This is a genomic window from Paenibacillus sp. Y412MC10, assembly GCF_000024685.1.
Lineage (GTDB): Bacteria > Bacillota > Bacilli > Paenibacillales > Paenibacillaceae > Paenibacillus_AQ > Paenibacillus_AQ lautus_A.
In genome coordinates, this window is record NC_013406.1 from 2941792 (window position 1) to 2966702 (window position 24911).

Genomic DNA, 24911 nt, shown 5'->3' on the forward strand with positions numbered 1-24911 from the left:
AGACCCCTATTTTATTCACAATGAGATAAAGCTGGTGGTTCTTTAATGGACTCTGGCCATGGAAGGGGGAATAATGATGTATCACGTGCTTATAGTAGACGATGAGCCGCGTCATCGCCGTGGTATTGCTGAAATGATCAAAACGCTCCGACCGGACTATCGTTTATTTATGGCCAAGGATGGGGCAGAAGCTCTGCGTATTGCTATAGCCAATCGGATTGATATAACATTTACGGATATTCGTATGCCAAATATGGACGGTTTTGCGTTGATCGAGCAATTAGTGGAACGTAGCGAATCGATGAAAATCGTAATTCTGAGCGTGTATGGGCATTTTGATTATGCCAGGAAGGCGCTCAAGTTTGGCGCGTTCGATTATTTACTTAAACCATTAGAATCGAGAGATATGTCGGATATGCTGAACAAACTAGACACCGCGATTGAAAAGGAGCGGATGCGCCTTCAAGACGGAGCGAATCTTCAGGAAAAACTGAATTCAACTATCCCCGTCTACGAGCAGCACTTGCTCAGTCGCTGGGTACGGTCGGTGGCGAATGAAGACGAGCTTCGGGAAATCGAAGGGTTGGTCCCGCAGGGCCAGGTCGGTTTTGTCATCGTCGCCAAGCTTTCCAAGTCCGAGATCGATGAGAAATATCATGGCGAGGAATTCACGGAAGTCAAAGCAAGCCTCAAGGACTGGATGGGTCAGGTCGCCGAATCGATCGGTCCGACCCTATCCTTTTACCTGGACGGAGACGAGCCTATGCTTATCTCCGTCATTACGCCTGCACATTCCTTGGAGTGGCTGATGAAGAGGGAGGCTGAGCGGTTAACCGAATTTATCGACCGGGTTCGCCTGGAATTCGGACTTACCTTGTCGATAGGCGTAGGCGACGGCGTAGTCGATCTCTACCGGGAAGCGCCGCGCTCCTTCAAGCAAGCCTTGCATGCGCTGGACTATACCTTTTATTGCGGCAGCGGGAAAGTTGTCGTTAATTATGGAATCGCTTACAACCCGTACAAGCCGTCATTGGAATTAGTTCCCGCCGAAACCGGAATCGCAGCCGCCGTGGCGAACAGGGAACGGGAGAAGGCGATAGAGTCTTTGAGCTTGTTGATCCGGCAGCTGTTGGATGGCGACTATCCTTCTCCTTCCCACTTGAAGCACAGCATTTTGTATGTGCTGGTGAACCTGGTCAAAGCAAGCGAAGCGTCTATACGGAGCGAGGAAGCCAACAATTTCGTTTCCGAGATGGAATTTCAGATTCCCGCTTGCGCGACGCTTGATGAAGTCGAGGAGAAAGCAGGCTATTATTTGAACCGGATCATCGACAGCATCGAGAACCGGAGAAACAACAAAAACGAGCGGATCATTGCGATGTGCAAAGCGTATCTCGCGGAGCATTACATGGAGGATCTTTCGCTGGAGCTTGTCGCGAAACGGTTCTTTTTCAGCCCTGCCTACTTCAGCAGTTTTTTCAGGTCGCATACTTCGATGACGTTTACCGAATATTTACTGAAGCTCAGGATGGATAAAGCCATGCAAATGCTGGAGGGCGGGAACCGGAAAATTTCGGAGATTGCCTTAAGCGTGGGATTCAGGGATGCGGGTTATTTTACCCGGATTTTCAAGCGGGAGACCGGCCTTTCGCCGGAGGAATTTCGCAAGAAAGACCTGCTGTAGGTGACGCCATGAGACTGAAAAACAAGCTGATTTTATCTTATATCATCTTGATCACGCTGCCCCTTGTCACCTTAGGGACGGGATCCTTCTATGCCAGCAAAAATATGATGCTTAAGCTGGCACGGGATAACGTGACGGAAATCGTGCAAAAAAACAACCAAATCATCGACGAACGGTTGAAAATCATTCAGGACAACAGTCTTTCCCTGATGGTTGAATGCGACCTATTTCAAATTTTCGACGGTGCCGCCCCTGCTCAAAGCAAACTGTTGGCGACAAATAAACAGGTTACGGAAATTTTAAACCGTTACTTCTCGCAATCCCGGGATCTGTATTCGGTGGAGCTCGTGACCCGGGCATTCGTTTACGGAAGCAAAGCGCGCAATACGTATCCGCCGGATCATTTTTACGACTCCGAACTGTACCGTCAGGCCTCCGAACAGAAGGGGCGTTTGGCTTGGGTGCCGACTTATGATTATAGCCTGATGCATCAATTGCCGGATTTGGCCGGTGCCGATATCGAATACCGTTATTTATTTTCCGCCGTTCGGCAAATGAATCCTTCCTGCGTCCGCAATGACGCGATCGTGCGGGCTAGAGCAGGTTCGGAAAAACCCGTTCTTGTCATGAACTTCCGGGACGGCCTCTATGCCGATCTTTTCCGGAACAGCATCCCGATCGAAGGTTCGGTATTTTTGGTGGCCGGCGCAGACGGCACGATCATTTCCCATGCGAATGCGGAATTCGTCGGCCGGAAACCGTCTTTCCCCTGGCTGGCCGAAGTGCAAAACCGCGGTAGCGGAGCATCCTTCGTTATGGTGGACGGAAAACGGACGATCGCCTGTTACACGACATCCGCGATCACGGGCTGGACGTCGGTCGTGTTGATTCCCCCTGGCGCGTTGACCAAAGATATCGGACAAACGATCACCTTTTTTATCCTTACCCTGGGCGCTTCGCTGCTGCTGCTTTCGCTATTTTTCGCCTACCTGATTTCCATGCGGATTACCTCGCCGGTCAGAAAACTGCTGCTTGCTATCAAACGTGTCGGAGGCGGCGACTTCAACGCCAAAATCAAGGTGGAAGGGAAGGACGAGCTGGGGCATGTGCTGATGAAGTTCAACAGCATGAACGAGAAGGTGAGGCAGCTGATCGAAGAAAATTATGTGGCCAAACTCAGGGAACGCGAAACGGAAATTCTGGCGCTGGGCATCCAGCTCAATCCCCATTTTCTTTACAATACGCTGAATATCATCAACTGGATGGCTGTTTACGGCGAGAAGGAGCAGGTCAGCCGAATGTTGGTCAGCTTGTCTCGCATGCTGCATTATACGACGGACAACCGCAAGGATTCGATGCCGCTCTCCGAGGACATCGGTTGGCTGCAGGATTACATCGTCATCATGTCCAACCGGTTTGAGCATCGTTTCCGGGTTGATTTTGACATCGAGCCGGAACTGATGAAAGCCCGCGTACCTAAGCTTTTTCTTCAACCCCTGGTGGAGAATGCGATCATCCACGGCTTCAGGGATATGGAAAGCGGCGGACTGATTACGATCTACGGGCGCAGTTTGGGGGACGATATCGAGTTCTGTGTGGAAGACAACGGTTGTGGGTTCGAGCCGGAACGCCTAAAGGAGGCGCTGGCGGAAAACGCCTCCCACATCGGTATCCATAACGTCGACAAGCGGATCAAGCTGCTTTACGGCGACCGTTACGGTATCGGTATTGAATCTGTTCCGGAGCTCGGTACGCGAGTCAAACTGGTGATCCCCCACCATAAAGCCGTAAGGAAAGCGGATTGAGCGAAAAATCGTACAGGAAACGAAAAATCGTCCCATAGGCTTTCACGCGCGGCGATTTTACAATGAAAACAAGCGGCTGCAGCGCATACATTTAAAATCGGGGGGGAGCATTACATGACAAAAAGAACGGGGAAATGGAAGGTTGCATTTATTTTCCTAACGATCATGGCGCTATTTGTAACCGCTTGCGGAACGGGGGGCGGGGGCTCGGAAACGAACGCGGGTCAAAACGGCGGCGAAAACGCTGGAACCGACAATGGAGAAAAAGTAACGCTGAAATTCACGTTCTGGGGCAGCCCGGAGGAAAAGAAAGCGGTGGAATCGGCGATTAAAGCTTTCGAGGAGAAGAATCCGAACATCACCATAGACCCGGTGCACATTCCGGGCACGGATTTTCTGCAGAAGCTGAATGCCATGATCGCTGGCAACGAAGCGCCGGACATCAGTTATTCGGCCGCCTGGAAATTAAAAATGGGCGAAGAAGGACTGATCTATAACTTCTTCGATTTGATGAAAGACGATCCAAGCATCAAGAAAGAGGATTATCTGGAGTATGCCTGGTGGAACTGGGAGCAGGACAAAAGCGCGGGTCCGTATCAGGCTTCCGTTGTCCCCTCCTTAATGTACAATGCGGACATGTTCCAAGAAGCGGGAGTGGCGCTGCCGCCTACGAAGGCGGAGGAAGCGTGGACCTGGGAGCAATTCGTGGACGCGGCCAAGAAGCTGACGCTGGACCGTAACGGCAAGCATCCGGACGATCCGGGATTCGATCCGAAGAACATCAAGCAATACGGCGTTAAACTCAACCTCGGCTGGTCGTCCTATATGCCGATGGTCCTCTCAAACGGCGGGGATTATTTGTCGGCCGACGGCAAGGAATTCGGGCTGTCCAAACCGGAAGCGACCGAAGCACTGCAAAGAATAGCCGATCTGATTAATGTGCACCATGTCTCGCCGTCGCCGGTCCAGGCTAGCAGCATTCCCGCTCCGGCTACCGCCTTGCAGTCCAAAAAAGTGGCGATGATCATCGACGGCAGCTGGAATCACCTCGATTTGAGCAAAACCAACATCAACTGGGGCGTCGGCGTACTTCCGGTCATCAAGGATTACAAAACGTTTTTCCTCGGCGGGTCATTGATTATTTTCAAAAGTTCGAAGCACCCGAAGGAAACATGGGAGTTCTCCAAATTCCTCACCGATCCGCAGAACGTGCTCGATTTGCACCAAGGTTTGTGGATGCCGCAGCTCAATAAATGGTACGAGGATCCGGAATTGATCGAGGAGTGGGCTAATGAGGAGTTGCCCGGAAGACCGGCCGGCTTCCAGGATGCCGTGATGCGCTCAACCTATGAACATGCAGAGCCGTCACCGGAAAACAACGTCAAAAACTTTGTTGAAATCGACGCTGCGGTAGCCGCGGCTTTGGACCAGGTGTGGCTCGGCGAGAAAACGGCCGAACAGGCTATGAAAGAAGTAGAAACGAAAGTGAAGCCGCTAATACAGGGTACCTATTTGAAATAACGAGCGTTTGTCCGAAGGCGGTGCCGCGACACCGCTTGAAGCGGAACCGTCTTCGGCAGCGTTTCGACGAAGGGAAACTTGCTTATGGAGGCCATCTCTTCCCATACCGGGAACCGTATGCGAAAAAAACGCCGCACACAAAGAGAGCTTTACGGTTGGCTGTTTGCTTTGCCGGCTATTCTGGGCTTGCTGATCTTTACGCTCGGCCCGATGATGTACAGCCTGTACATGAGCTTCACCAATTACACCGGGTCGAATACGCCGAGCTTTATCGGGCTCGATAACTATAAGCGAATATTCGGCGGCGAAGACCAATATTTTTACAAGTCGCTGTCCGTTACTTTTTATTTCGTCATCCTTAGCGTACCGACCGGCATCGTCTATTCCTTTTTGCTGGCGATTCTCCTGAATCAGAATGTCAAAGGGAAGTCGATCTTCCGAACGGTTTTTTATCTGCCATCGATCGTGCCGATCATCGCCATTTCATTTATTTGGCTGTGGCTGCTCAATCCCGATCTCGGCCTTGCCAACGAGCTGCTCCGCTCCCTGGGCCTTCCTGGAAGCCAGTGGATTTTCGGAGAGAAATCGGTCGTTCCTTCCCTGGCTTTAATGAATCTGTGGACGACGGGCGGAACGATGATTATTTTTCTGGCGGGCTTGCAGGATATTCCCCGTTCGCTGTACGAAGCGATTGAGATGGACGGCGGATCGCGGCTCAATAAACTGCGGCATATTACGATTCCGATGATGACGCCGACAATCTTCTTCAACCTGATCATGGGCATCATCAACGGTTTTCAGGTGTTCTCGCAGGCTTATGTCATGACGAACGGCGGCCCTAATAACGCCAGCTTGTTCTATGTATTTTATTTGTACAGGGAAGCCTTTCAGTTCTCGCGAATGGGGAGCGCCAGCGCGATTGCCTGGGTGCTGTTCGCGATCATTATGGTATTGACGTACGTGGTGTTCAGAACATCGAATAAATGGGTTTACTATGAGGGGGATGGCGCGCGATGAAAGCCAAGGCTTGGTTTGAAAAAGGACTGATTTACCTGGTGCTTGCGGCCGGGGGAATCTTTAGCCTGCTGCCGCTGGTTTGGCTCATCCGCAGTTCCTTGATGAATATGGGGCAAATTTTCGAGCTGCCGCCCGTGTGGATTCCTCGGCCCGTCCAATTATCCAATTACAGTGAAGCGCTGACCATTCTCCCTTTCGGCCAATATTTCATGAATACTGCGATCATCGTTGTCTTTTCGGTGCTGGGCGTCATCGTGACCAGTTCGATCAGTGCCTACAGCTTCGCCCGAATGAAATGGAGAGGCAGGAACATGGTGTTCGGCTTGCTGCTGTCCAGCATGATGCTGCCGTACGCGGTTACGCTGATCCCGACGTTTATCGGCTGGAGCAAAGTGGGCTTAACCAATTCCTTTATCCCGCTCATTGCGCCGGCCTGGTTTGGGGGAGGCGCGTTCAACATCTTCCTGCTGCGGCAGTTTTATCTCAGCATCCCCCGGGATCTGGATGAGGCGGCTTACGTGGACGGCGCCGGACACTTAAGAATCTTCCGGTCGATCATCCTTCCGCTGACCAAACCCGCGCTTATCGTTGTCGGTTTGTTTTCTTTTTTGACCGCGTGGAACGATTTTCTCGGACCGCTCGTTTATTTGAACGACGAAACCAAATATACGCTTGCCCTTGGTTTGCAGCAGTTCAAAGGCATGTATTCGGCCGAATGGCATTTGATGATGGCAGCGGCCACCGTGGTGCTGCTTCCGGCCATTATCGTATTTTTCATCGGGCAGCGTTATTTTATCGAAGGCATTACATTAACGGGCATTAAAGCTTGATTTCGAATGCGAGGGAGGAGCTGAGTTAGCATGAACCAGTTATATTTGCGTAAAGAAGGAACGTCCCGTCGGCAATCCAGCTGGGATCAAACCGGAGGTAACCGTGACTTTATCGCGATCGAAGCGGGCCAAACCGCGGATATTGCGAAAATTGCCGGGTCGGGCGTGATCCAGCATATCTGGATGACCATCGCGGCCAGGAACAAATACGCGTTCCGCAAAGTGTTGATCCGCATGTTTTGGGATGACGAACGGGAACCCAGCGTGGACTCACCGGTCGGCGACTTTTTCGGCGTCGGGCATGGCGTTGCCAGCCATTATGTTTCCATGCCGCTTAACATGATTACGACCCAGGGCTTGATCGAAGACAAGGCCGCCATGAACTGTTTTTTCGAAATGCCGTTCCGCCAAGGGGCCCGCATCGAAATCGTCAATGAGTGTGAAGACGAAATCGTTTTGTACTATTACGTGGACTATGTGGAAAAAGCGGTACCGGATGACAGCTTTTACTTCCACGCTTCCTGGCGCAGGGAGAATCCGACCAAGGGGCTTGTGGACCTCTCTTTGCTGAAAGTGGAGCAGGACAAGCAGGATAAGGCCAATTATGCCGACCAGAAGGTGTATGAGCTAAAAAATCTGACCGGCGACGATAATTACGTCCTGCTCGATGCAGTGGGCGAAGGCCATTATGTGGGCTGCAACCTGAGCATTGACCACTTGAATCCGATGCCGGGTTTTAGTTGGCCGGGCGAAGGGGACGACATGTTTTTCATCGATGGCGAACCATGGCCACCCCGCCTGCACGGGACGGGGACGGAAGATTATTTCTGCGCCGCCTGGGGATATCCGGCTGGGAAATATGATGCGCCCTACCACGGCTTGTCACTGTACGCCCCGATCCGGGAAAACGGCGATGCGTGGAAAGAGAGCCATACCATCTCGTTTAACGATTATTCCGGGAAAATGACACAATACCGGTTTCATATCGTCGATCCCATCATCTTTAGAAAGTCGATCCGCTTCAGCATCGAGCACGGGCACGGAAATAGCCAATCGAACGACTACTCGTCGGTCGCATACTGGTATCAGCGCGAGCCGCATAAGGCTTTTCCGCAGATGCTGCCCGTCTCGCAGCGCTTGCCGATTCCGGAGAAGGAAAGTGCAAGGCTGTTCTACCGGACGTTCTAAAATAAATGCAGCGGCAAGCCGGAGGATTCCGGACTTGTCGCTGTTTTTTGCTAGGGTCAAATCGCTTTCCTTCATTATTCGGAGTGTCACCGCTGGTCGGGATTAACACGAATCCACCGCCGTGCCGATGGGTGCCATCCTGTTCGTTACCTCCGTGCTGGGTGCGGGTTCGTTCTTCAAACTGACGAAAACGCAGGGGACGGCAGCGGATGATTGATACAGACCATGGGAGAGAGGGCGATAAGCGACCTCTCTTTTTTAAGTTTGAACATGCTGCGAATATGCAAAATATTCCTTGCATGACATTCCCATCTCTGTGACAAAATGTACGAAGGTGGTGAATGGAAATGCGGATACAAAAAATCTTATTCGGCATGCTGTCTCTTGTATTGATCACGGTAATGGGATGCCAGCACCGACAACCTGCCGAGCAGGATTTGCTGCGGGTAAAATCCGATCAAGGAGCGACGCATAAGAAAGTCATATTTTTGATGATCGACTCCCTAATGGCTCAGGCCATCGATAAGGGCATATCCCAAAAGCAGCTGCCCACCTTTCAAACCTTGATTGAACATGGGCAATACTACAAGGATCTGGTCAGCTCTTTTCCTACGATGTCCGTTACGATCGACAGCACGATGTTAACGGGAGCCTATCCGAACGTACATGGCGTTCCGGGTCTGTTATGGTATTCGACCGACGATAAAAAATTGATCAATTACGGCACCGGACCGATGGAAATCATAAGGCAGGGGATCAATCCGGTCCTGACCGATGCGTTAATCCATCTGAACGGGAAGCATTTACATGCGGATTCGCGTACGATCCACGAAGATTTAGCCCGCAGGGGCTTGAAATCGGGGTCGATCAACGGCTTGGTATATCGCGGAACGACCGAGCATACGCTGACGATCCCGGATTGGATACAGGGGCCGACGTCGCTGCAGAAAAAAATAAAAGTTAAAGGCCCGGATTTTTTAACCTTGGGAGCTCTGTCCAATCCCTTCGACGGTAACGAGAAATTGCCTGACGATCTCACCGAACGGATGGGGATGAACAATAAGTTCGCGATAGGGGCCGTAAACCATCTGATCCAAGCTGATAAGCTGCCGGATTTTTTGTATGTATATTTGCCTGACTTGGACCAGAAGCTTCATAAAAAGGGGCCGTCGGAGCTCGAAGGCGTCAAAAAGGTGGATCAGCAGCTTCAATCCTTACTGCAGTCGTTCGGATCGCCGGAAAAAGCGTTCGAAGAGGCTATATTCGTCATCGCCGGGGATAGCGGCATGACGCAGCTTCTTCCACGTGAGCAGCGTTCGGAGATTGATTTGCCTGCTATGCTGAAAGGCATCCGCATATTAAAGCCGGGTGAGGATCTCAAGGATGAAACCGAGATTGCGCTGGCGGTGAATGAAACGATGGCTTACGTATATAAGTTCAAGCCGGATCGTACGCTCCGAAGCTTGGCCGAAATCATAAGCAAGGATGACCGCATTGATTTTGTTGCATGGAAAGAAGACGAATGGATTCACGCCATGCAGGGATCCACGTATAAGGAGCTCCAATATAAAGAGAAGGGCAGCCTGATCGACCGTTATAAACAAGCGTGGACCGTGAAGCAGGACGCCGAAGTGCTGGACCTTCAATTGAACGCCCAGACTCGCACTTTGGACTACGGGCAATATCCGGATGTGCTGGCGAGATTGTCAGGGGCGCTGAACTCCCATAAAGGGCAATTCTTGGTGGTCACGGCTAAACCGGGATACGAATTGGCGGACCGAAGCTCTCCGACCCATGAAGGGGGCGGGGGCCACGGATCGATTCGCCACACGGAATCGCTTGTTCCGCTTATCATTGTCGGAACAAACGAGAAGCCTCCGCATTTACGTATGGTTGACTTGAAAGCCTATTTGCTTGATTTGCTGGCGAATCACAATCAAAAGGCAAAATAGTTATGCCGATAAATCTGCCTGTGCTAGGCACCCTGTTCCAATTTTTTTGGAACAAGGTGCCTTTTTAGTAGCGATTTTTTTGGCCTTTGCCGTTATAATATGATGTAATTCTTGCCTAGAAAAAGAGAAGGAGTTGGTCTAATATGTCATCAAACCGCTTGATTCATTCCGTTATTTTTTCGCTTAAGCACGAGAAAGGCTCGGAGGAGGAGCATCGTTTCCTGGAGGACGGACGAGCTGCCCTCAGCACGATTCCAACGGTTCAGGAGTTTAAGGTATTCAAGCAAATCAGTCCCAAAAATACATACGATTTCGGCTTCTCCATGAAGTTTGCGAGCGAGGCCGATTATGAAGCCTACAATGTGCATCCTCAGCATGTTGATTTTGTCGAGAATCGCTGGGAGAAGGAAGTCGAGCAGTTTCTGGAGATCGATTACAGCGAGATATAGAAGTGGCCCATAAATAATGGCACCATAAATCATGGTTAGGGGGAGAAAACATTGACTAGAGCAGGGGAAGGGTCGGAGCCTCAAATAACGCCGCGGCCGGCGCTAGGACGTCTGAAGCCTTACACGGCGGGTAAACCCATCTGGGAAGTGCAGCAAGAATACGGACTGGATCGCGTCATTAAGCTGGCTTCCAATGAAAATTCGCTCGGTCCTTCGCCAAAAGCATTGCAAGCCATTCAGAATCAGCTGCCTGACCTGCACCGTTATCCCGATGAACGCTCGGCCGTTCTTGCGCAAGCGCTTGGCCGACACCTGGGATTGGCAGCGAATCAATTCATCGTGACGAACGGCGGAGATGAGCTGATCATGCTGATTTCACGGGCGTATCTGGAGCCTGGCGACGAGATTGTGGTGCCCGATCCGACATTTAGCGAATACGAATTTGGCGCATTTCTCATGTCGGGCACGGTCATTAAGGTGCCGCTGCGCGAGCCATATGCTTTCTCTGCTGAAGATATGCTGGCCGCCATTACGGAACGTACCAAAATCGTTTATCTGTGCACGCCGAATAATCCTACAGGCACCTACATGCCAGAGACCGAAATGAGAAAGCTGCTCGACAGCCTTCCTGATCGTGTGCTGGTTGTCATTGATACCGCATACCGCCATTATGCCACGGCCTCCGATTATTCGGACGGCATCGGCTTCATCAAGTCGGGATATCCGGTCATCACCCTCAACACCTTCTCTAAAATTTACGGGCTTGCGGGCATTCGGGTCGGGTACGGCGCTGCTTCCGAAGGGATCATCCGTACGCTGCTGCAGGTTAAGGAGCCTTTTAACGTGAATGCATTGGCACAGGCAGCGGCAGCGGCTGCGCTCGGGGATGAAGAGCATGTTGATGCATCCCGCCGGATGAATGAACAAGGGAGGCTCCAAATCTATGAGGGACTGAGCCGATTAACGATTCCTTACGCCGAGAGCATGAGCAATTTCATTCTGGCAGAGCTTGGCGAACATGCAGACAACGTATACCATCAGCTGCTGGAACGGGGGATCATCGTACGGTCAGCCAAAGGGTGGGGGCTTCCGCGTCATATTCGGATTTCGGTAGGAACCGCGGAAGAAAATCAAGGTTTGCTGGACGCTCTACGCGAGATCCTGGTCCATTCAACATAAACCGATGAAGAAGGATACATGTATCATAACCGTGGAGGCAAGGATCACATCAAAAATCTTACAGCAACCAGCTCATCCAAAACAAAAAAAGGGCCGCAGGCGCGGCTCTTTTTGTTTTGATTTTTGATCCATTTTTACAGGTTTTTAAGATTGCCGCGATTCTCAATGACGGTCGTAACGCTCAGCTTGAAATCCAGATCGGGATAATACGTCGTTCTCCAATCCTGCAGTTGTTCGCGGGTCAGGTGGTTTCTGAAATGTTGTCCCAGGGCCAGTATATCCGCTTGTTCTTTTTGCGTTTGCTTAAACATCTGATTCAGCCTGGTGGTGAGCAGTTCTTCCAGCTTCCCGTTGATCTGCTCTTCCGTCGGGTGTCCCCTGGAATCCAGGATGGTGACTTTCAGCCTGAGATGGCTTCGAAGGTAAGGTCTTCCATCCTTCATCCAGCTGCGATGAGTCAGCCTGTTGCTAATGATTTGAACGGTGGCGCTATTCATAACCTCGACCTTCCCGAATGCGCTTTTTCCGTAAAAGGCATTGGCAACAAGGGTTTCGTCAGGCCCGATTCGACCTGTCATCCTGCCATTCTTGATGATGGCTGAGCCTACGCATTCGATACTGGTGGATCTGCCTGAACGGATGATCGGGACGATCACGTCGTGCGTATAGGAATGAATGCTTCGAAACATTTGCCATATGCGCGTGTCTGCCAACTGGGGGTTCCATCCGGCGTTTTTTTCAAAAAAATCATATACGATGCTGCCGCTGTACTCCGATTTCTCCTGCATCTTTGAAAAGAATTGATCCAGCTCTTCATCGCAAATTGCTAAAAGCGTTTTGGATGAAATGTCCCTGGACCGATTAAACGCGGAAATAATATCTTCCATGCCCTTGCTTGCAAAGTTCTTATCCACGATGACGATTTTCAAATGAAGCAGATCCACTTGAGTCTCCATGTTCATGCTCATATGATCGATGATTTCATTGATGGTGTTGCCCGTATCCGAAACGATATTGACGGTACTGGTCTCATTTGTGACCGGAATGTCCAGAAACACCTTGTATTGATTCTCCTCGGTTAATGAAATGCCCATGATCACCGGAAGCGAGCGATGGTTAATGTCTTTGTTATCCCAGCAGCCTGCTAGCAAGGGGACCAGGGCAGCCAGCATGAGAAAGCACTTCAAAGGATGACCGATGTTGACTGGGTTGTCCATTTCAGGTTACCTCCGTTGCACGGTTTGCTTTGTGCTTGTGCCGCCATCCGATAAGGAACGTGATCAGCGGAAGCACCAGGAAAATATACATTCGCAAAGGAATAATCCACACCTGTAGATTCTTGAGGGAATTCCAGTTGGGGATGGCCAAGGATATGGCAAACAGACCAGCGGTCAAAGCAATCAACAGATAGACGCTGGGGACGTTCGGGACGGCCTTCTGGGCTAGCGTCGCAAGAACCCATAAGGTAACTCCCAAGTACAGCAGCGAAAATGCCATCAGACTTAACAAGAAGAAAATCGTGATCCGATCAAACAACAGCCAGGTGATATTCACGGTGTCTATGGTCATCAGCATAGGAAATTGGTATAACTCGGCGGTGGATTGACCAAAGGTCAGAAGCGGCAAATAGACCGATAAGAAGAACATGGGCAGCAGCAGAAGGCAGCCCAGCATCATTTTCTTGAGACTGATATGTATGGAAGGCGGCAGCAATCCCAGGAAAAAGGAGCCGCCTGCGTAAACGAATAAACTTACCAGAAAATCGGGCTTGGCGATGAAATTAAAGGATTGCTCGCGGTCAATGAGCGGCAGCAAGTAGTACCAATCCACATTTTGAAAGCCTAGGCAGAGAACAAACAAAATGGGGAACATGAACAAAACAACCAACAGGACGCTGGTTCGCGCCATGCTGGGCATTCCTTGCCATGCCATGAGTAAACCAATGGCAATCAATAGCAGCTGGACCGCCCACAGCGGCGTGCTCGATAAAAAGACCAAGGTTAACATCTCTGAATAGGCCCTTAGTGTTACGATGATAGCGATACCGAAATAAAAGAAAGCAGGAAGCAATAAAATCCACGCGAGATATTTGCCGGTGCTGCGGAACATATCCACGACGTTCCTCTGTGCGGCCCATTTCAGACCTTTAATGTACATATAAAGGGCAGCCGCATGCAGCGCATAGCTGATCGAGATTCCGATCCAGTGCCCCATGTCCATGCCGGAGAACATATCGGAGGGATAGAGAAAAAAAATAAGCCCCATATGACAAACCACGTACAGGATGGTTGCTTGATAACCGTTCTTATCCATTTCGCTCATCCTTCTGATTCAATGTAGGTAAAGACAGGTAGGGAATCCCCATACTTTTCTGATGACCCATATACGCACAGATGACAACGATTCCAGCAAGTAATCCCAGCATGCCGTAGATGGCGGACAGTATGATCAGCATATACTTGAACACTCGCACGGATACGGAGTTTTGGAATCCCACCACCGTAGAAGAAGCAATGGTTGTACCCGCCAGCACAATAATCAACAGGTTGCTGACGAGTTTGGCGGATACGGCAGCTTGGCCAAGTATGATACCGCCTACCATCGTAATGGTAGGCCCCACGCTTTTAGGCAGACGGACGCTAGCTTCCAGGATAAGCTCCAGAACGATAAGGAGCAGCAGCGTCTCGACAAAGGCGGGATAAGGGACTTCTTGCCGGCTATTAGCTATCGAGAGGGCCAGTTGAAGCCGAAGAACCTCGGGATTGACGGATACCAGAGCAACATAGAGGCCGGGAATAATCGTCGCGATCAAGACGCCGACGACTCTCAAGATTCGGATCAGGTACATGAAGGGGAGGGGGTAATTATGATCGTCCTTCATGCAGAACATATCCATGACAAGGCTGGGGATAATGATCGCGAACGGATAACGGTCAAGCATTAACACGGCCTTGCCCTGCTGAAGGGAGTGGGCTGCGTTCTGCGGAAGTTCCGTCATGTTGAAGTTGGTTACGAGGGACCACGTGTTTACGCCCAGCATCTTTTCGAGCTGCTGGATATGATGAACATCCTGATCCAAGTCCGCTTTGATTTTTGCTTGAATGGATTGTAATAAACGGGGTTTGATCTTGTCTTTCTGATAAATTAACAATAAGGATTTGGGATGACTCTTCCCGACGGTGTACGTTTCCACCTGTAAGGAGGATCCGGTGCAATGTTTTCGAAGAATGCCGATGTTCGTATTGATATCTTCCAGAAAGGCGCTGCTGGAGCCGTAAAGTGTATTCTCGGTTTCGGGAGATGTGACGGAGCGGGTGACAGTTTTCGATATCGGAAGAACGGCGCTGCAGGCTCCGGACGCGGGTTCCAGAATGATCAGGTGGCCCTTCATGATGTCGGGTACAACCACTTCCAATTTCGGTTCAACAAGCTCGCCCACGATTTTAAGCAGATCAGCGGGCGCCAGGTCGGTTTCGGTTAGATTCGAGGTTTGGGTTTGAAGCGATGCGATGCTCTGGGGAATATCCACTAATGAATCCAACCCAATCACCTGGACATGATATTGCAGCAATCGAATTTCAACATTGAAATAATCGGCATTCGCTTTGAAATATTCAGCCAGGCTTTCATTGAGGTTCATATCTGCATCCGCTCCCCCGCCATACTTAATGTTAGATATCATTTCCATTGCAGCCCCTGCTTTATGCATGAAAAGTACGGCCGGCTGATGTCACAATCGCATTGCCTTATTTGTCTATATGTTGGAATAGACGAAAAAGGAGAGAAATTGAATGGAAAAAATGCTCATTATTAATGCTCATCCGAAGGTGGAAGCAGCCGCCTCTGTCAGTTTACAGGTGCTTCAGCATTTTGTAGAGGCGTACACGAAATGGAATCCAGCAGGGATAATCGAACAGGTAGATTTATACCGCGATCCTATACCTGCGATTGACTACAGGGTTCTTGAGGCATGGAGCAAACAGGGAAGAGGGGAGCCGCTTAACGAAGAGGAGCAGCAGATCACGGATCGGATGTCCGTCATCCTGAAGCAGTTTAAGGATGCAAGGAAGTATGTCATAGCCATGCCATTGCACAATTTCAACGTTCCGTCCAAGCTTAAGGATTATATCGACAACATCCTCATCGCGCGGGAGACATTTCGGTACACGGAGAACGGTTCGGAAGGTTTGTTAACCGATGGCCGCAGTTTGCTGGTTATTCAGGCAAGTGACGCCATTTACACGAATAATGACTGGTATACCGAGGTGGAATACTCTCATAAGTACCTGAAATCCATGTTTAACTTCATGGGGATCATGGATTATCAGATCATCCGGGCGCAAGGGAATGCCATTCTGGATCGAAGTCAAATTCTGGAGAAGGCCTTTCAGGAAGCCGAAACAGCTGCGAAGGCATTGGCTATTGCGGAGACTTCGAATAAAGAGCCTATACGAAGTGGATTAGCGGAATAGGATTGTATCATGAACAAGGCTGCCTGATGGCAGCCTTTTTTATAAGTAGCCGTGATTCTTTAAATAAGCATGCAGGAGCATAATTCCGTCACGAATCTCGCCAGGCTCAAGATGGCCGTAACCAAACAGCAGCTTGTTGGCGTGGAGACCTTTTTGAATGCTGTGATAATCCAGCGGCGTGATGCGTATTCGATCTTGCCTGATCCTCTGCCTGAAAGCCTCGTCAAAGACAGCCCCGGGAAACTCTACAGCAAGATGCAAACCGGCTGCATCTCCCCAAGAACGCCAATCATCTCCGAAGTGTTCATGTAATGAAGACAAGAGGACCTGTCTGCGTTCGCCGTAGATCTTACGCATTTTCCCGATATGCCTGTCAAATTTCCGGGTATGTAAAAATTCGGCCAAAGCAGCCTGTTCACAAGGGGGATTCTGCACATCGGTATGGGTACGTAACCGGCCCCAGCTTTGTTGAAGCTGACGGGGAACCACCGCGTAACCGATGCGAAGCGCAGGGAATAGAACCTTGCTGAATGTGCCGACATAGACGACCCTATCGGGATCCATGGCATATAAAGGCGAGACGGAATCCCCGTAATATCTGAACTCGCTGTCATAATCGTCCTCAATGATATAGCTGTCGTTCTTTCTGGCGTAACGAATAAGGGCAGCGCGCCGATCGGCCGGCAGGATACCGCCAAGCGGAAATTGGTGGGAGGGGGTGACATACACGGGACCACTTGATTTGCCGCCCAGGAGATCTGTTTGCATGCCGCATTCGTCCACGGGAACTGGATGTATGCGATACCCTTTATTGATAAACGTCTGCAGCATCTCGATATTGCAGGGATCTTCAAACCATATCTCCTGACGGTCCCGATAGAGCAAATCGGCAAGGATGCTGAGCGCATGCGTCGCGCCTGCCGTTATGTATATATCCTGGGCATCCACGCTGAGTCCTTTGCTGCGATATAGCCATAAAGCGATTTCATTGCGCAGCGCCGGCAGGCCCTGGGGACCCGTATAACCCAGCAGGGCGGAGCTCATGCCGCCAAGGGTTTTCGATGAAATCTGCTGCCATGCGTACCGCGGGAATAACCTCAGTTCAGGCTGGCCCGTGCGAAAATCCGCTGCAAAGTCAGGAGGACCTTTTTTCTGCGACCGTGGTGCGGCGTCAATCGGAGGATCCAGCACGATACCTTGGGCGACGCGCGTCGGCGCTCCTTGCCTGCTGACCACATAGCCCTCGACGTTCAGCATGTCCAGAGCTTCGTTGACCGTGGCACGAGATACGTTCAGATCCCTGGCCAGTTGACGGGAAGAGGGGACGGCTTCTCCTGACGGCAGGTATCCTTGAACGATCTTATCCCTTATGGCCAAATAAATTTGGCGTTTGAGCGAAACTTCGCTGTTCCGATCTACTTTGATTCCCCACATGTTGGCTCGACCTCCAACTGGTATGCTTATATTTGTGATCAACTGGCTCTTTCATCATACCAGTTAATTTCCTATGATTGTAGCATAGATTAGCGGCTATCGATTGGAGATTTCAAGGGGATGTGATCGTGTTGGAACGATGGAAAGGGATGCTTTATTTAATGGGGGCTTTCACGCTGGCAGGAACCTCTGTCATCACGGCGTGGCTGTTGAACGGAAAGTTAGGTACGTTTACGATAACGGCGGCCAGCTTATTGCTGGCTTTGTTATGCATGATTCCTCTTTGCATGAAGGATTTGAAGAGAACGGTTGGAAGACTGTCATGGGGTGAGTGGGGGTATCTGTTTTTTCAGGCGCTCTTGGGTATGTTTCTGTTCCGGATGCTTCTATTGCATGGCCTTCTTCATACGAGCACGGCAGAAGCCGGAATACTCACGGGGACTATGCCCGCTTTTACCGTGATGTTGGCATTCATGCTCCTGAAGGAATCGGTTAGCGGCAGCAAGCTGGCAGGCATTCTCAGCACGGTAGGAGGCATCCTCGTATTACAAGGAATGCTTACGCCCGGCCTTTCTTTCAAGGTGCAGCACATATACGGGAACTTGCTGGTGCTCTGCGCGGCTCTAAGCGAATCCGGCTTTAACCTGCTATCACGTATCGGTTCGGTGAAGCAAACGGCTTCCCCAAACCATGCCATGCATCCTGTTGTCCAAACGACGCTCGTCTCGGCGATCGCCTTCCTATTATGCTTGATTCCCGCAGGTTTCGAGGATCCTGTCAATTCTTTGGCCGCCATCGGGTTACGAGAGTGGCTGGCACTGATATGGTATGGTCCGATCGTGACGGCCGTGGCGTTCATCATGTGGTATGCCGGCATCAAGCGCTGCCATGTTTCAACAGCTGCCGCTTTTTCCGGCATGATGCCTTTCACGACTCTATTGTTATCTGTCATGGTACTAAAAGAACCCGCAGGATGGGAGCAGTGGGGCGGAGGCATCCTGGTCGTTCTCGGTATGTTCCTCATTGGCAGGCAGCAGGCCAAAAGCCCTTCTTCGGCCAAACCGCTTCAAGGAAAAGTTTGAAAGGATAAAATTGGGTTATAGATTATACATGTGGTCGCTATCGTTGCGGATGCAGGGCCGGTACTTGTCATGCTCTGGCTTATTGGCGAATTGGCGAACTGGACACTTGAATTCCCGGTGATTCTACTCATCGTGGCGTTAGCGGGAATCTTTGAATATTTCTTCCACATCTGGCTCCTGCGTGATCATCAGCCTGTCAAGAAGCAGCAGGCTTAGCAATGATCCAATAGTTTGCAAAAAAACAGTGAAAGCACTCTGAGCTTTATCAGCTTAGAGTGCTTTTGTGTTTAAACGCTATTTTTACTCGGGTCTCTTGATTTGAAGTGGTGGCGGAATAAGCCAGCCTTTTTCCTTATTCATCTGAAGGATTCGCACACCCTGCGCCGTCTTGGCGAGATGATATTTAGCGAATAATGCACCGATATCCTCCCGGATCGATTGTCCCATGATTTGGCTGCATGATACCAGTCCGAGTGAGGTATCCGCTGCGATTTTGGCCGCGATTTCCGGATCCGTGAATCTTGCGCCAGCCGGAATATCCTCAAGTTTGACAGAGGGTCTTTCGGGAAGCCCCGGTGCAGGCGGGATTCCGTTGTCGGTAAGCAGCTCATCGCATTCTTTAATCTCGAGTTTCGCCTGATCCAGCAGATCATGAAGAATTTTTTTAAGGTCTTTATCTCCCGCGTGATTCAAATAAGCCTCGTAGCAGGATACCATGCCTTTTGCCAGCATCGAAGCTGACCATACGCTAAATATTTCCCCATAATGCATGGGCTCATTTTTAGGATTACCGCTTAAAATTCCCAATCTTATTCGCTCCTTTAATATTTATCCAAACAGAGTCATTATGTACAGGAGATTATTTTTTCATTCTTTTCTAAAAAACAAAACGGGAGTCTCGGGCATTTGCAGGAAATCATTGTATCGGGTGCAGGCGCATGGAACAAGAGAGGCCAACGCAAACTGGATGCGTGACAATATAGAAGAAGCGGAGGATATCCACATGTATTTTTACAAAGAGGATCTGATTAACCTTATCGTTCCGGATAAACCAGATCCCGCAGCTGCCAAAGTCCTGCAAGAAACGTTAGGCGGCCGGTTCGGCGAAATGCGGACGATGATGCAGTTTTTCTTTCAGAGCAGCAATTTTCGAGGAAAGGCAACGCAGTACCGAGACTTGATCCGCGGCGTTTTTTTGGAAGAAATCAGCCATGTCGAATTGGTTCAACATACAATCAACCAGCTGCTTACCGGTGCTGGAGCAGAAGGAGCGGGTAATTCCGGCACGGATGCGGCCCCGCTGAATGAAGCGATCCAACATGCCAATCCGCATCATTTTATTATGGGAGCCCAAAGTTCTTTGCCTGTGGACGCCGCCGGAAATCCGTGGACGGGAAACTACGTGTACGATCACGGCAATCTGGTAGGTAATTTGCTCGATAATGTCGTACTCGAATCTACGGGAGTGCTTCAAAAAACACGGATTTATGAGATGAGCACGAACAAGGCCTTCCGCGAAACGTTGGCTTTCCTCATCGTGCGGGATAATGCACATCAAAATGCTTTTGCGAAAGCTTTGGAGACGCTTGGCGTGGAATGGGGTAAAATATTTCCTGTACCGAATTATGACATCCATAAATACCCGGAATGTCAGAAATACGTTGATATGGGCTTCCATAATGCTCAGTTCAATTTCAGGCTGGATGACACACGCATCGGCGAAATATTTAGCGGTCAAACACCTAGCAGAAACGGCGGGGAATTACAAGTGGTTCAACCGCCGGAGGGTTTTCCGTTACCTGAGATGCCGGAGCTGGCCAACGAGCATGCACCCGGTTTATACGATTTGAATCAGTAAGTCTGCATCCGTTCGGATATGCAGGTTATTGAACAAAAAGAGGCAGTCATCGGGCTGCTTCTTTTTTGCGTAGTTCTGATGCGTCTGAAGTCATGAGAGTTTATTGTCTTTTTGTGATTATGACCTACCTAGGTTTATATAAAAAATAATTATAATCATACGGTTTATATATAAGAGTTTGTCGAGGATGATACCCTTGAGTACAAGGAGGGATTTGGATTGAGTTTATTTCCTGTCACTTACTCGCTTCTGTCTAAACAAGCGGTAGGGTTACATATCCAACACCATTATGAGATCGGTTCCGTTGTGAAAATTCAGTATGTCTTGCGGGGTATGAACGATACATACGCAATAGAAACAGATGTTGATAAGTATATCTTCCGTATCTATAGGGCTGATCGAAGAAGACGGCCTGACATCGAGTTTGAATTGGATTTGCTGCGGTTTCTCAGTGCGAACGGGATCAGCGTGTCAGAGCCCATTCCGGGAAAAGAAGGCGCGTACCTTAGCGGATTTAACGTCATGGAGGGAACCCGGTACGGGGTTCTATTTCAATATGCGGAAGGACACGAGATGCCGATTCACGCCGCCGCGGACAGTTACCGGTTCGGTGAATCCATCGGCCATATGCATAAGGCGGCGGATCAATTTGAAAGTCGGTTTGCAAGGGAACGGCTGGATATGGAGTTTCTTATAGAGCGGCCTTTATCCATCATCAGATCCTATATGGAGCATCGGTTGACGGATGTTAACTACCTTAGTGAAATGGCAACGGAACTTAAGAAACGAATCTCGGAGCTCGAAGTTCAAGGTTTAGATTGGGGCGTGTGCCACGGAGATTTGCACGGCAATACGAATGCTGCATGGACACAGGACGGAAAGCTGACCCATTATGATTTTGATTTATGCGGTTACGGCTGGAGAGCTTACGATATTGCGGAGTTTAGGCTGGCCAGAGAAATACATAGCAGACATGACCCGGAGGAAGTGGAAAGATTATGGGACGCCTTTCTGAGAGGGTATTGCAGCGTCAGGTCTCTCAGCGGAAATGATCTTGCTGCGGTCCCTGTATTTGTTGCCGTTCGGCAGCTTTGGCTCTTTGGTCTATGTTTTCGTGATTCGGAATTTGAGGGCATTGCCGACATTGATGATGGTTTTATAGATAGCAAAATGCAGTATTTCAAGAGTTTGGAATATGTCTAGGAGGGAAATATATGAAAGTTACCGTGGAGTTAACCGATGCTTCCGCCAAATTTATGATTAACAATCTATATCCGCTATATTTGCATGATTTATCGGAGATATGGGGGTGGAAGCCGAATCGATACGGCGTCTTTGAGGATGACGATACTAGAACCTTATATGACCAGAATCAAGTGTTTGATATATGGTGGGAGAAGCCCTCGGTTTTGTTTCCCTATCTGATTCGAGTGGAAGGTATCCCGGCAGGGTTCGCCCTCGTAGCAACCCCGCCATACACTTTTGGCAGTGAATTTTATATGAATGAGTTTTTTGTTATGAAACCCTTCCGGGGCAAACATGTTGCTGAGAATGCTGCATCGCAAGTGTTCGGCAAGCATGCCGGCAGCTGGGAAGTCCAGACGAATGCCACCGATCGCAATAAGCGGGCGCAGGCATTCTGGAGAAAGACGATGCACAACTATGTTTCGCCCTCTCGCATGCAGGAATTTGTTGCAACGAGGAACGACAAAGAGATGCTGATCTTTCAGTTTGTATCCTCGCGGGAGTAAAGTCTGACACACATATATTCTTCTAAACAAAAGAAGTGATCGACATGGCGGAAAAACAATTCATACTTGAGGTATGAGTTGTTTTTTATTTATGTTTCGGGTGTCCCTTTTTTGGAAGATGAGGGGTTATACAGACGTAAATAAGATTTACACGGAGGTGCGTCTTCGAATTGGATTCGATCGAGGAGTACGTGGGACGTGTTAAGGCCGGTGAGGTGGATTGTTTTGAGCCTATCGTCGAAACGTACAAAAAACAGATTTACCTATATTGCTGCCGAATGCTCGGCTGCAAGCAGGATGCGCAGGATGCCGTCCAGGATATCTTCATCAAAGCGTTTACCAAGCTTTATACCTATGAAGCCAAGGTTTCGTTCTCATCATGGTTATACAAGATTGCATATCATCATTGTCTCAATATTCTTCGTAAGCGACGGGTTCGCATGCGAGTAAGTCGGCTGATCAAACCGGCAGGTTATGCTGATAGCGTGGAAGAGACGCTGGAGCGCAAATGGTTTAGCGAACCGCTGGAATATGCCATGACCAAGCTCTCGGTAGAGGAGCGTAATCTGCTCGTGTTGCGGGTTTTTGAAGATAAACCATTTACGGAGATTGCGCAGATTCTGGATAAGAATCTAAGCGCTGTGAAGAAAAAATATGCTCGGATGAAACAGAAAGTTATCAAGCTGATCCAGGAGAAGGAGGTGACGGGGTTATGCGAGATTCGGGACAGCCGGAGCAAGATCGAATTCTGAGAAGCATGGAATTGCACTCTGTGGATGAAGAAGTTGACGTGACCCCCGCCATCATGCAAAAGGTGCGACGAATTCACCGGAAGAAACACGGTAGAAATGGCAATCGGAAGAAAACCTTAATTATTGCAATGCTTACTGCGATTTTGATTCTTTCGTCGCTTAGTGTTTACGCAAGTCAATACTTGATACAGATCAAGAATAAGGAAGGCGAAGTCATTCTGTCTACCATAAAGCCATGGGAATATTCCGAATCGGAATATAACGCCAAACGTGTAAAAGAGACGGAAGAAGAGCTGAGAAATAGGTTAAAGCCGGGAGAACAGGCGGTGTTTTATATCAAGGACCTGCATATGACTTCACTCGTCAAAGAACAACCTCTGAAATATTTTTATATGTTGACTAAGCATTCGAATTATCAGGAACTCGCAAAAGAAATCGAGGAAAAAAACGCTCCCGTGCTTCTAGAGCCAGATTATGTACCGGTAGGGTATCGATTTGATTATGGACAGATTCAAATTAGGAATGAGCCCGTATGGGGTACACCGGAGTATGAAACTCTTCTGAATGAACTCAAAGAGCAGGCTGAGCAGTCGGATGAAGAACAGGGACTGTTCTATAAGATTGTTCCTTGGTACAAGATTGCATCTACAGGAATGGAATATCGTAAAGGTGAAAACCGGATCAAGATGGTAGCTTTTGCCCGAGAGAAGGGCTCCAAGGCCGGGGTGCCCACAAACCAAGCCGTAAAAATAAAGGTGAAAGGGAAAGAAATGATTCTGTCAGCCAGTCCATCCAGCCCTTCGCGCAGCTTGACTTGGCTAAGCGACAGCGAAGAGGTGCTGTATATAATTACGGATGACCCAAAGGATCCGTTGTCCAAGGATGAGTTTGCGAAGATTGCGGCAGGGCTTATTCCGTAAAGGTATCCGATTTCTTTACAAAATGTCCCTTTTGATGACGGCAAGGTGTTATACGAGATGTTAATAAAACCAACTCAAAGGCTTTGCCGCCGAAAGGAGCACGAATGGTAACATGATAAAAAACAAGGTGAAAGTCGCATTATTTCTCGCAGCCACGATGATGGTCGGATCTGTCAACGCATACGCAGCCAGTACCGAAAGCGTATCGATTTCGAAGACGATGTCTGCCAAACCGGAGAAGAGAATCGTTTCATATGACGATCAAATCAAGGACTTGGTCAACAGACTTAAGCCAGGTCAGATGATTGCCTACTATGCTGCCGATCAGGAATATAACCGGGCAGATCAAATCTTCTTCACATCCAAAGGCTTTGCTTTCACCAAGTATACGGACTATCTGGCGAAATCGAAGGCAATGAAAGCACCGGCCCTGACCAAGCCTGCAGCCTTGCCGAAAGGGTACACTTTCAAGAACGCGGTTGTATACTTAAAGAGTCCTGAAAGAACGTCGAGCCTGTACAAGAAGCTGGACCAGGAATTGAAGGGGAAGGCCGCGAAAGGCGAGAAGTTCGTGTATTCCGACATCATAAAAGCGAATGAAGCGTCCGCTGCGATTCTAAACTATGAGAAAGGCAAAGTAAAGCTTCAAGTCGTAGCGAGTGATATCGTTCCCGAACAGCCAATAGGCGGAACGCCCGTACCGCAGGACAAACCCAACGAATCCAAGGAGACCATTGTCATTAACGGTGTCGAATGTGTCTACACCGCCGACTTGAAGGGAAGGGATCACCTGGATTGGGTAGATGAGGAGCAACAGATTCGTTACAGCATTTGGGCCGAAGACGTCAAGTCTGATATTCTTCGCTATGCTAAGAATATGCTTGCTCAAACATAGAGGCTTTGCCATAAAATCCAGGTCGATGCAAAAATCCATGTTTTTATTTTTGCTCTAACGTCTAAGCTCTTTCATATAACGAGCATAGGATATTGTGTTCCGAAAATAAAGGAGGTTAGAAC

The 24911-nt window shown here is 49.4% G+C and carries 23 protein-coding genes and 1 pseudogene; 19 read left to right on the plus strand and 5 right to left on the minus strand.

Features of this window, described 5'->3' with window-relative positions; translation table 11 throughout:
• Positions 1-73 precede the first annotated feature (73 nt).
• From GYMC10_RS12920 to hisC, 10 genes and pseudogenes are all read left to right on the plus strand, one after another.
• Positions 74-1684 (plus strand): response regulator, encoded by a 1611-nt coding sequence (locus GYMC10_RS12920; protein WP_144374227.1) that lies wholly within the window; start codon positions 74-76, stop codon positions 1682-1684.
• Positions 1685-1692: 8 nt separating this feature from the next.
• Complete coding sequence (locus GYMC10_RS12925; RefSeq protein ID WP_015734859.1) at positions 1693-3489, plus strand: sensor histidine kinase; 1797 nt, start codon at positions 1693-1695, stop codon at positions 3487-3489.
• 114 nt (positions 3490-3603) lie between these two features.
• Positions 3604-5010 carry an ABC transporter substrate-binding protein gene (locus tag GYMC10_RS12930; RefSeq protein ID WP_015734860.1) on the plus strand — a complete coding sequence of 469 codons (1407 nt, stop codon included), beginning with the start codon at positions 3604-3606 and terminating at the stop codon, positions 5008-5010.
• Between the two features lie 84 nt (positions 5011-5094).
• Positions 5095-6027 (plus strand): carbohydrate ABC transporter permease, encoded by a 933-nt coding sequence (locus tag GYMC10_RS12935; RefSeq protein ID WP_015734861.1) that lies wholly within the window; start codon positions 5095-5097, stop codon positions 6025-6027.
• Positions 6024-6857, plus strand: a complete 834-nt coding sequence (locus GYMC10_RS12940) for a carbohydrate ABC transporter permease (protein ID WP_015734862.1) — start codon at positions 6024-6026, stop codon at positions 6855-6857. Before GYMC10_RS12935 ends, GYMC10_RS12940 begins: the two co-directional genes overlap by 4 nt.
• A 30-nt stretch (positions 6858-6887) precedes the next feature.
• Positions 6888-8045 carry a glycoside hydrolase family 172 protein gene (locus GYMC10_RS12945; RefSeq protein ID WP_015734863.1) on the plus strand — a complete coding sequence of 386 codons (1158 nt, stop codon included), beginning with the start codon at positions 6888-6890 and terminating at the stop codon, positions 8043-8045.
• A 68-nt stretch (positions 8046-8113) separates the two neighbouring features.
• Positions 8114-8262 (plus strand): annotated as a pseudogene (locus tag GYMC10_RS32920) (MFS transporter); the annotation flags it as partial.
• A gap of 130 nt (positions 8263-8392) precedes the next feature.
• Complete coding sequence (locus GYMC10_RS12950) at positions 8393-9997, plus strand: alkaline phosphatase family protein (protein ID WP_015734864.1); 1605 nt, start codon at positions 8393-8395, stop codon at positions 9995-9997.
• A 143-nt stretch (positions 9998-10140) separates the two neighbouring features.
• On the plus strand, positions 10141-10446 hold the full coding sequence (locus tag GYMC10_RS12955; RefSeq protein WP_009593575.1) for a Dabb family protein: 306 nt from the start codon (positions 10141-10143) through the stop codon (positions 10444-10446).
• 51 nt (positions 10447-10497) lie between these two features.
• The gene (gene hisC, locus GYMC10_RS12960) at positions 10498-11625 is read left to right on the plus strand and encodes a histidinol-phosphate transaminase (RefSeq protein WP_015734865.1); all 1128 of its coding nucleotides are present in this window, start codon (positions 10498-10500) and stop codon (positions 11623-11625) included.
• 134 nt (positions 11626-11759) lie between these two features.
• On the opposite strand, the gene GYMC10_RS12965 is transcribed toward hisC, so the two are convergent.
• Genes GYMC10_RS12965 through GYMC10_RS12975 form a run of 3 tightly spaced genes read right to left on the minus strand, consistent with a single transcriptional unit; the run spans position 11760 to position 15307 of the window.
• Complete coding sequence (locus GYMC10_RS12965) at positions 11760-12842, minus strand: Ger(x)C family spore germination protein (RefSeq protein WP_015734866.1); 1083 nt, start codon at positions 12840-12842, stop codon at positions 11760-11762.
• 1 nt (position 12843) lies between these two features.
• On the minus strand, positions 12844-13938 hold the full coding sequence (locus tag GYMC10_RS12970) for a GerAB/ArcD/ProY family transporter (RefSeq protein ID WP_015734867.1): 1095 nt from the start codon (positions 13936-13938) through the stop codon (positions 12844-12846).
• Positions 13931-15307 carry a spore germination protein gene (locus GYMC10_RS12975; RefSeq protein WP_260871286.1) on the minus strand — a complete coding sequence of 459 codons (1377 nt, stop codon included), beginning with the start codon at positions 15305-15307 and terminating at the stop codon, positions 13931-13933. Before GYMC10_RS12975 ends, GYMC10_RS12970 begins: the two co-directional genes overlap by 8 nt.
• 109 nt (positions 15308-15416) lie before the next feature.
• On the opposite strand from GYMC10_RS12975, the gene GYMC10_RS12980 reads away from it, so the two are divergent.
• The gene (locus tag GYMC10_RS12980) at positions 15417-16097 is read left to right on the plus strand and encodes an FMN-dependent NADH-azoreductase (RefSeq protein ID WP_015734869.1); all 681 of its coding nucleotides are present in this window, start codon (positions 15417-15419) and stop codon (positions 16095-16097) included.
• A gap of 39 nt (positions 16098-16136) precedes the next feature.
• Here the strand turns inward: GYMC10_RS12980 and GYMC10_RS12985 are convergent, their stop codons facing one another.
• Positions 16137-17531, minus strand: coding sequence for a PLP-dependent aminotransferase family protein (locus GYMC10_RS12985; protein WP_015734870.1), 1395 nt, complete (start codon positions 17529-17531; stop codon positions 16137-16139).
• A gap of 128 nt (positions 17532-17659) precedes the next feature.
• Here GYMC10_RS12985 and GYMC10_RS12990 point away from each other — a divergent pair, with 128 nt between their 5' ends.
• Both GYMC10_RS12990 and GYMC10_RS12995 read left to right on the plus strand, forming a co-directional pair.
• Entirely contained in the window at positions 17660-18613 is a 954-nt protein-coding gene (locus tag GYMC10_RS12990; RefSeq protein WP_261979707.1) for a DMT family transporter, read from the plus strand.
• 69 nt (positions 18614-18682) lie between these two features.
• Positions 18683-18829, plus strand: coding sequence for a hypothetical protein (locus GYMC10_RS12995; protein ID WP_144374228.1), 147 nt, complete (start codon positions 18683-18685; stop codon positions 18827-18829).
• Positions 18830-18913: 84 nt separating this feature from the next.
• Here GYMC10_RS12995 and GYMC10_RS13000 read toward each other — a convergent pair whose 3' ends face one another.
• Positions 18914-19420 (minus strand): DUF3231 family protein, encoded by a 507-nt coding sequence (locus tag GYMC10_RS13000; protein ID WP_015734872.1) that lies wholly within the window; start codon positions 19418-19420, stop codon positions 18914-18916.
• A 196-nt stretch (positions 19421-19616) separates the two neighbouring features.
• Here GYMC10_RS13000 and GYMC10_RS13005 point away from each other — a divergent pair, with 196 nt between their 5' ends.
• The 6 genes from GYMC10_RS13005 to GYMC10_RS13030 all read left to right on the plus strand — a co-directional run bounded on the left by GYMC10_RS13005 (position 19617) and on the right by GYMC10_RS13030 (position 24789).
• Complete coding sequence (locus GYMC10_RS13005) at positions 19617-20471, plus strand: manganese catalase family protein (RefSeq protein WP_041621982.1); 855 nt, start codon at positions 19617-19619, stop codon at positions 20469-20471.
• Between the two features lie 219 nt (positions 20472-20690).
• Positions 20691-21674 (plus strand): phosphotransferase, encoded by a 984-nt coding sequence (locus GYMC10_RS13010; RefSeq protein ID WP_015734874.1) that lies wholly within the window; start codon positions 20691-20693, stop codon positions 21672-21674.
• 11 nt (positions 21675-21685) lie between these two features.
• Positions 21686-22222: a GNAT family N-acetyltransferase gene (locus GYMC10_RS13015; RefSeq protein WP_015734875.1), complete on the plus strand. Its 537-nt coding sequence runs from the start codon at positions 21686-21688 to the stop codon at positions 22220-22222.
• A 170-nt stretch (positions 22223-22392) separates the two neighbouring features.
• The gene (locus tag GYMC10_RS13020; RefSeq protein ID WP_015734876.1) at positions 22393-22974 is read left to right on the plus strand and encodes an RNA polymerase sigma factor; all 582 of its coding nucleotides are present in this window, start codon (positions 22393-22395) and stop codon (positions 22972-22974) included.
• Positions 22935-23894, plus strand: coding sequence for a hypothetical protein (locus GYMC10_RS13025; RefSeq protein WP_261979708.1), 960 nt, complete (start codon positions 22935-22937; stop codon positions 23892-23894). Before GYMC10_RS13020 ends, GYMC10_RS13025 begins: the two co-directional genes overlap by 40 nt.
• A 112-nt stretch (positions 23895-24006) precedes the next feature.
• A complete protein-coding gene (locus GYMC10_RS13030; RefSeq protein WP_015734878.1) occupies positions 24007-24789 on the plus strand; it encodes a hypothetical protein in 783 nt (260 codons plus the stop codon).
• Positions 24790-24911: the final 122 nt, after the last annotated feature.

Bases quoted from the DNA above. Each gene is read 5' to 3' on its own strand.
- GYMC10_RS12920 (WP_144374227.1), top strand. From the start codon at position 74: ATGATGTATCACGTGCTTATAGTAGACGATGAGCCGCGTCATCGCCGT.
- GYMC10_RS12925 (WP_015734859.1), top strand. From the start codon at position 1,693: ATGAGACTGAAAAACAAGCTGATTTTATCTTATATCATCTTGATCACG.
- GYMC10_RS12930 (WP_015734860.1), top strand. From the start codon at position 3,604: ATGACAAAAAGAACGGGGAAATGGAAGGTTGCATTTATTTTCCTAACG.
- GYMC10_RS12935 (WP_015734861.1), top strand. From the start codon at position 5,095: ATGGAGGCCATCTCTTCCCATACCGGGAACCGTATGCGAAAAAAACGC.
- GYMC10_RS12940 (WP_015734862.1), top strand. From the start codon at position 6,024: ATGAAAGCCAAGGCTTGGTTTGAAAAAGGACTGATTTACCTGGTGCTT.
- GYMC10_RS12945 (WP_015734863.1), top strand. From the start codon at position 6,888: ATGAACCAGTTATATTTGCGTAAAGAAGGAACGTCCCGTCGGCAATCC.
- GYMC10_RS12950 (WP_015734864.1), top strand. From the start codon at position 8,393: ATGCGGATACAAAAAATCTTATTCGGCATGCTGTCTCTTGTATTGATC.
- GYMC10_RS12955 (WP_009593575.1), top strand. From the start codon at position 10,141: ATGTCATCAAACCGCTTGATTCATTCCGTTATTTTTTCGCTTAAGCAC.
- GYMC10_RS12965 (WP_015734866.1), bottom strand. From the start codon at position 12,842: ATGGACAACCCAGTCAACATCGGTCATCCTTTGAAGTGCTTTCTCATG.
- GYMC10_RS12970 (WP_015734867.1), bottom strand. From the start codon at position 13,938: ATGGATAAGAACGGTTATCAAGCAACCATCCTGTACGTGGTTTGTCAT.
- GYMC10_RS12975 (WP_260871286.1), bottom strand. From the start codon at position 15,307: ATGATATCTAACATTAAGTATGGCGGGGGAGCGGATGCAGATATGAAC.
- GYMC10_RS12980 (WP_015734869.1), top strand. From the start codon at position 15,417: ATGGAAAAAATGCTCATTATTAATGCTCATCCGAAGGTGGAAGCAGCC.
- GYMC10_RS12985 (WP_015734870.1), bottom strand. From the start codon at position 17,531: ATGTGGGGAATCAAAGTAGATCGGAACAGCGAAGTTTCGCTCAAACGC.
- GYMC10_RS12995 (WP_144374228.1), top strand. From the start codon at position 18,683: ATGCTCTGGCTTATTGGCGAATTGGCGAACTGGACACTTGAATTCCCG.
- GYMC10_RS13005 (WP_041621982.1), top strand. From the start codon at position 19,617: ATGTATTTTTACAAAGAGGATCTGATTAACCTTATCGTTCCGGATAAA.
- GYMC10_RS13015 (WP_015734875.1), top strand. From the start codon at position 21,686: ATGAAAGTTACCGTGGAGTTAACCGATGCTTCCGCCAAATTTATGATT.
- GYMC10_RS13025 (WP_261979708.1), top strand. From the start codon at position 22,935: ATGCGAGATTCGGGACAGCCGGAGCAAGATCGAATTCTGAGAAGCATG.
- GYMC10_RS13030 (WP_015734878.1), top strand. From the start codon at position 24,007: ATGATAAAAAACAAGGTGAAAGTCGCATTATTTCTCGCAGCCACGATG.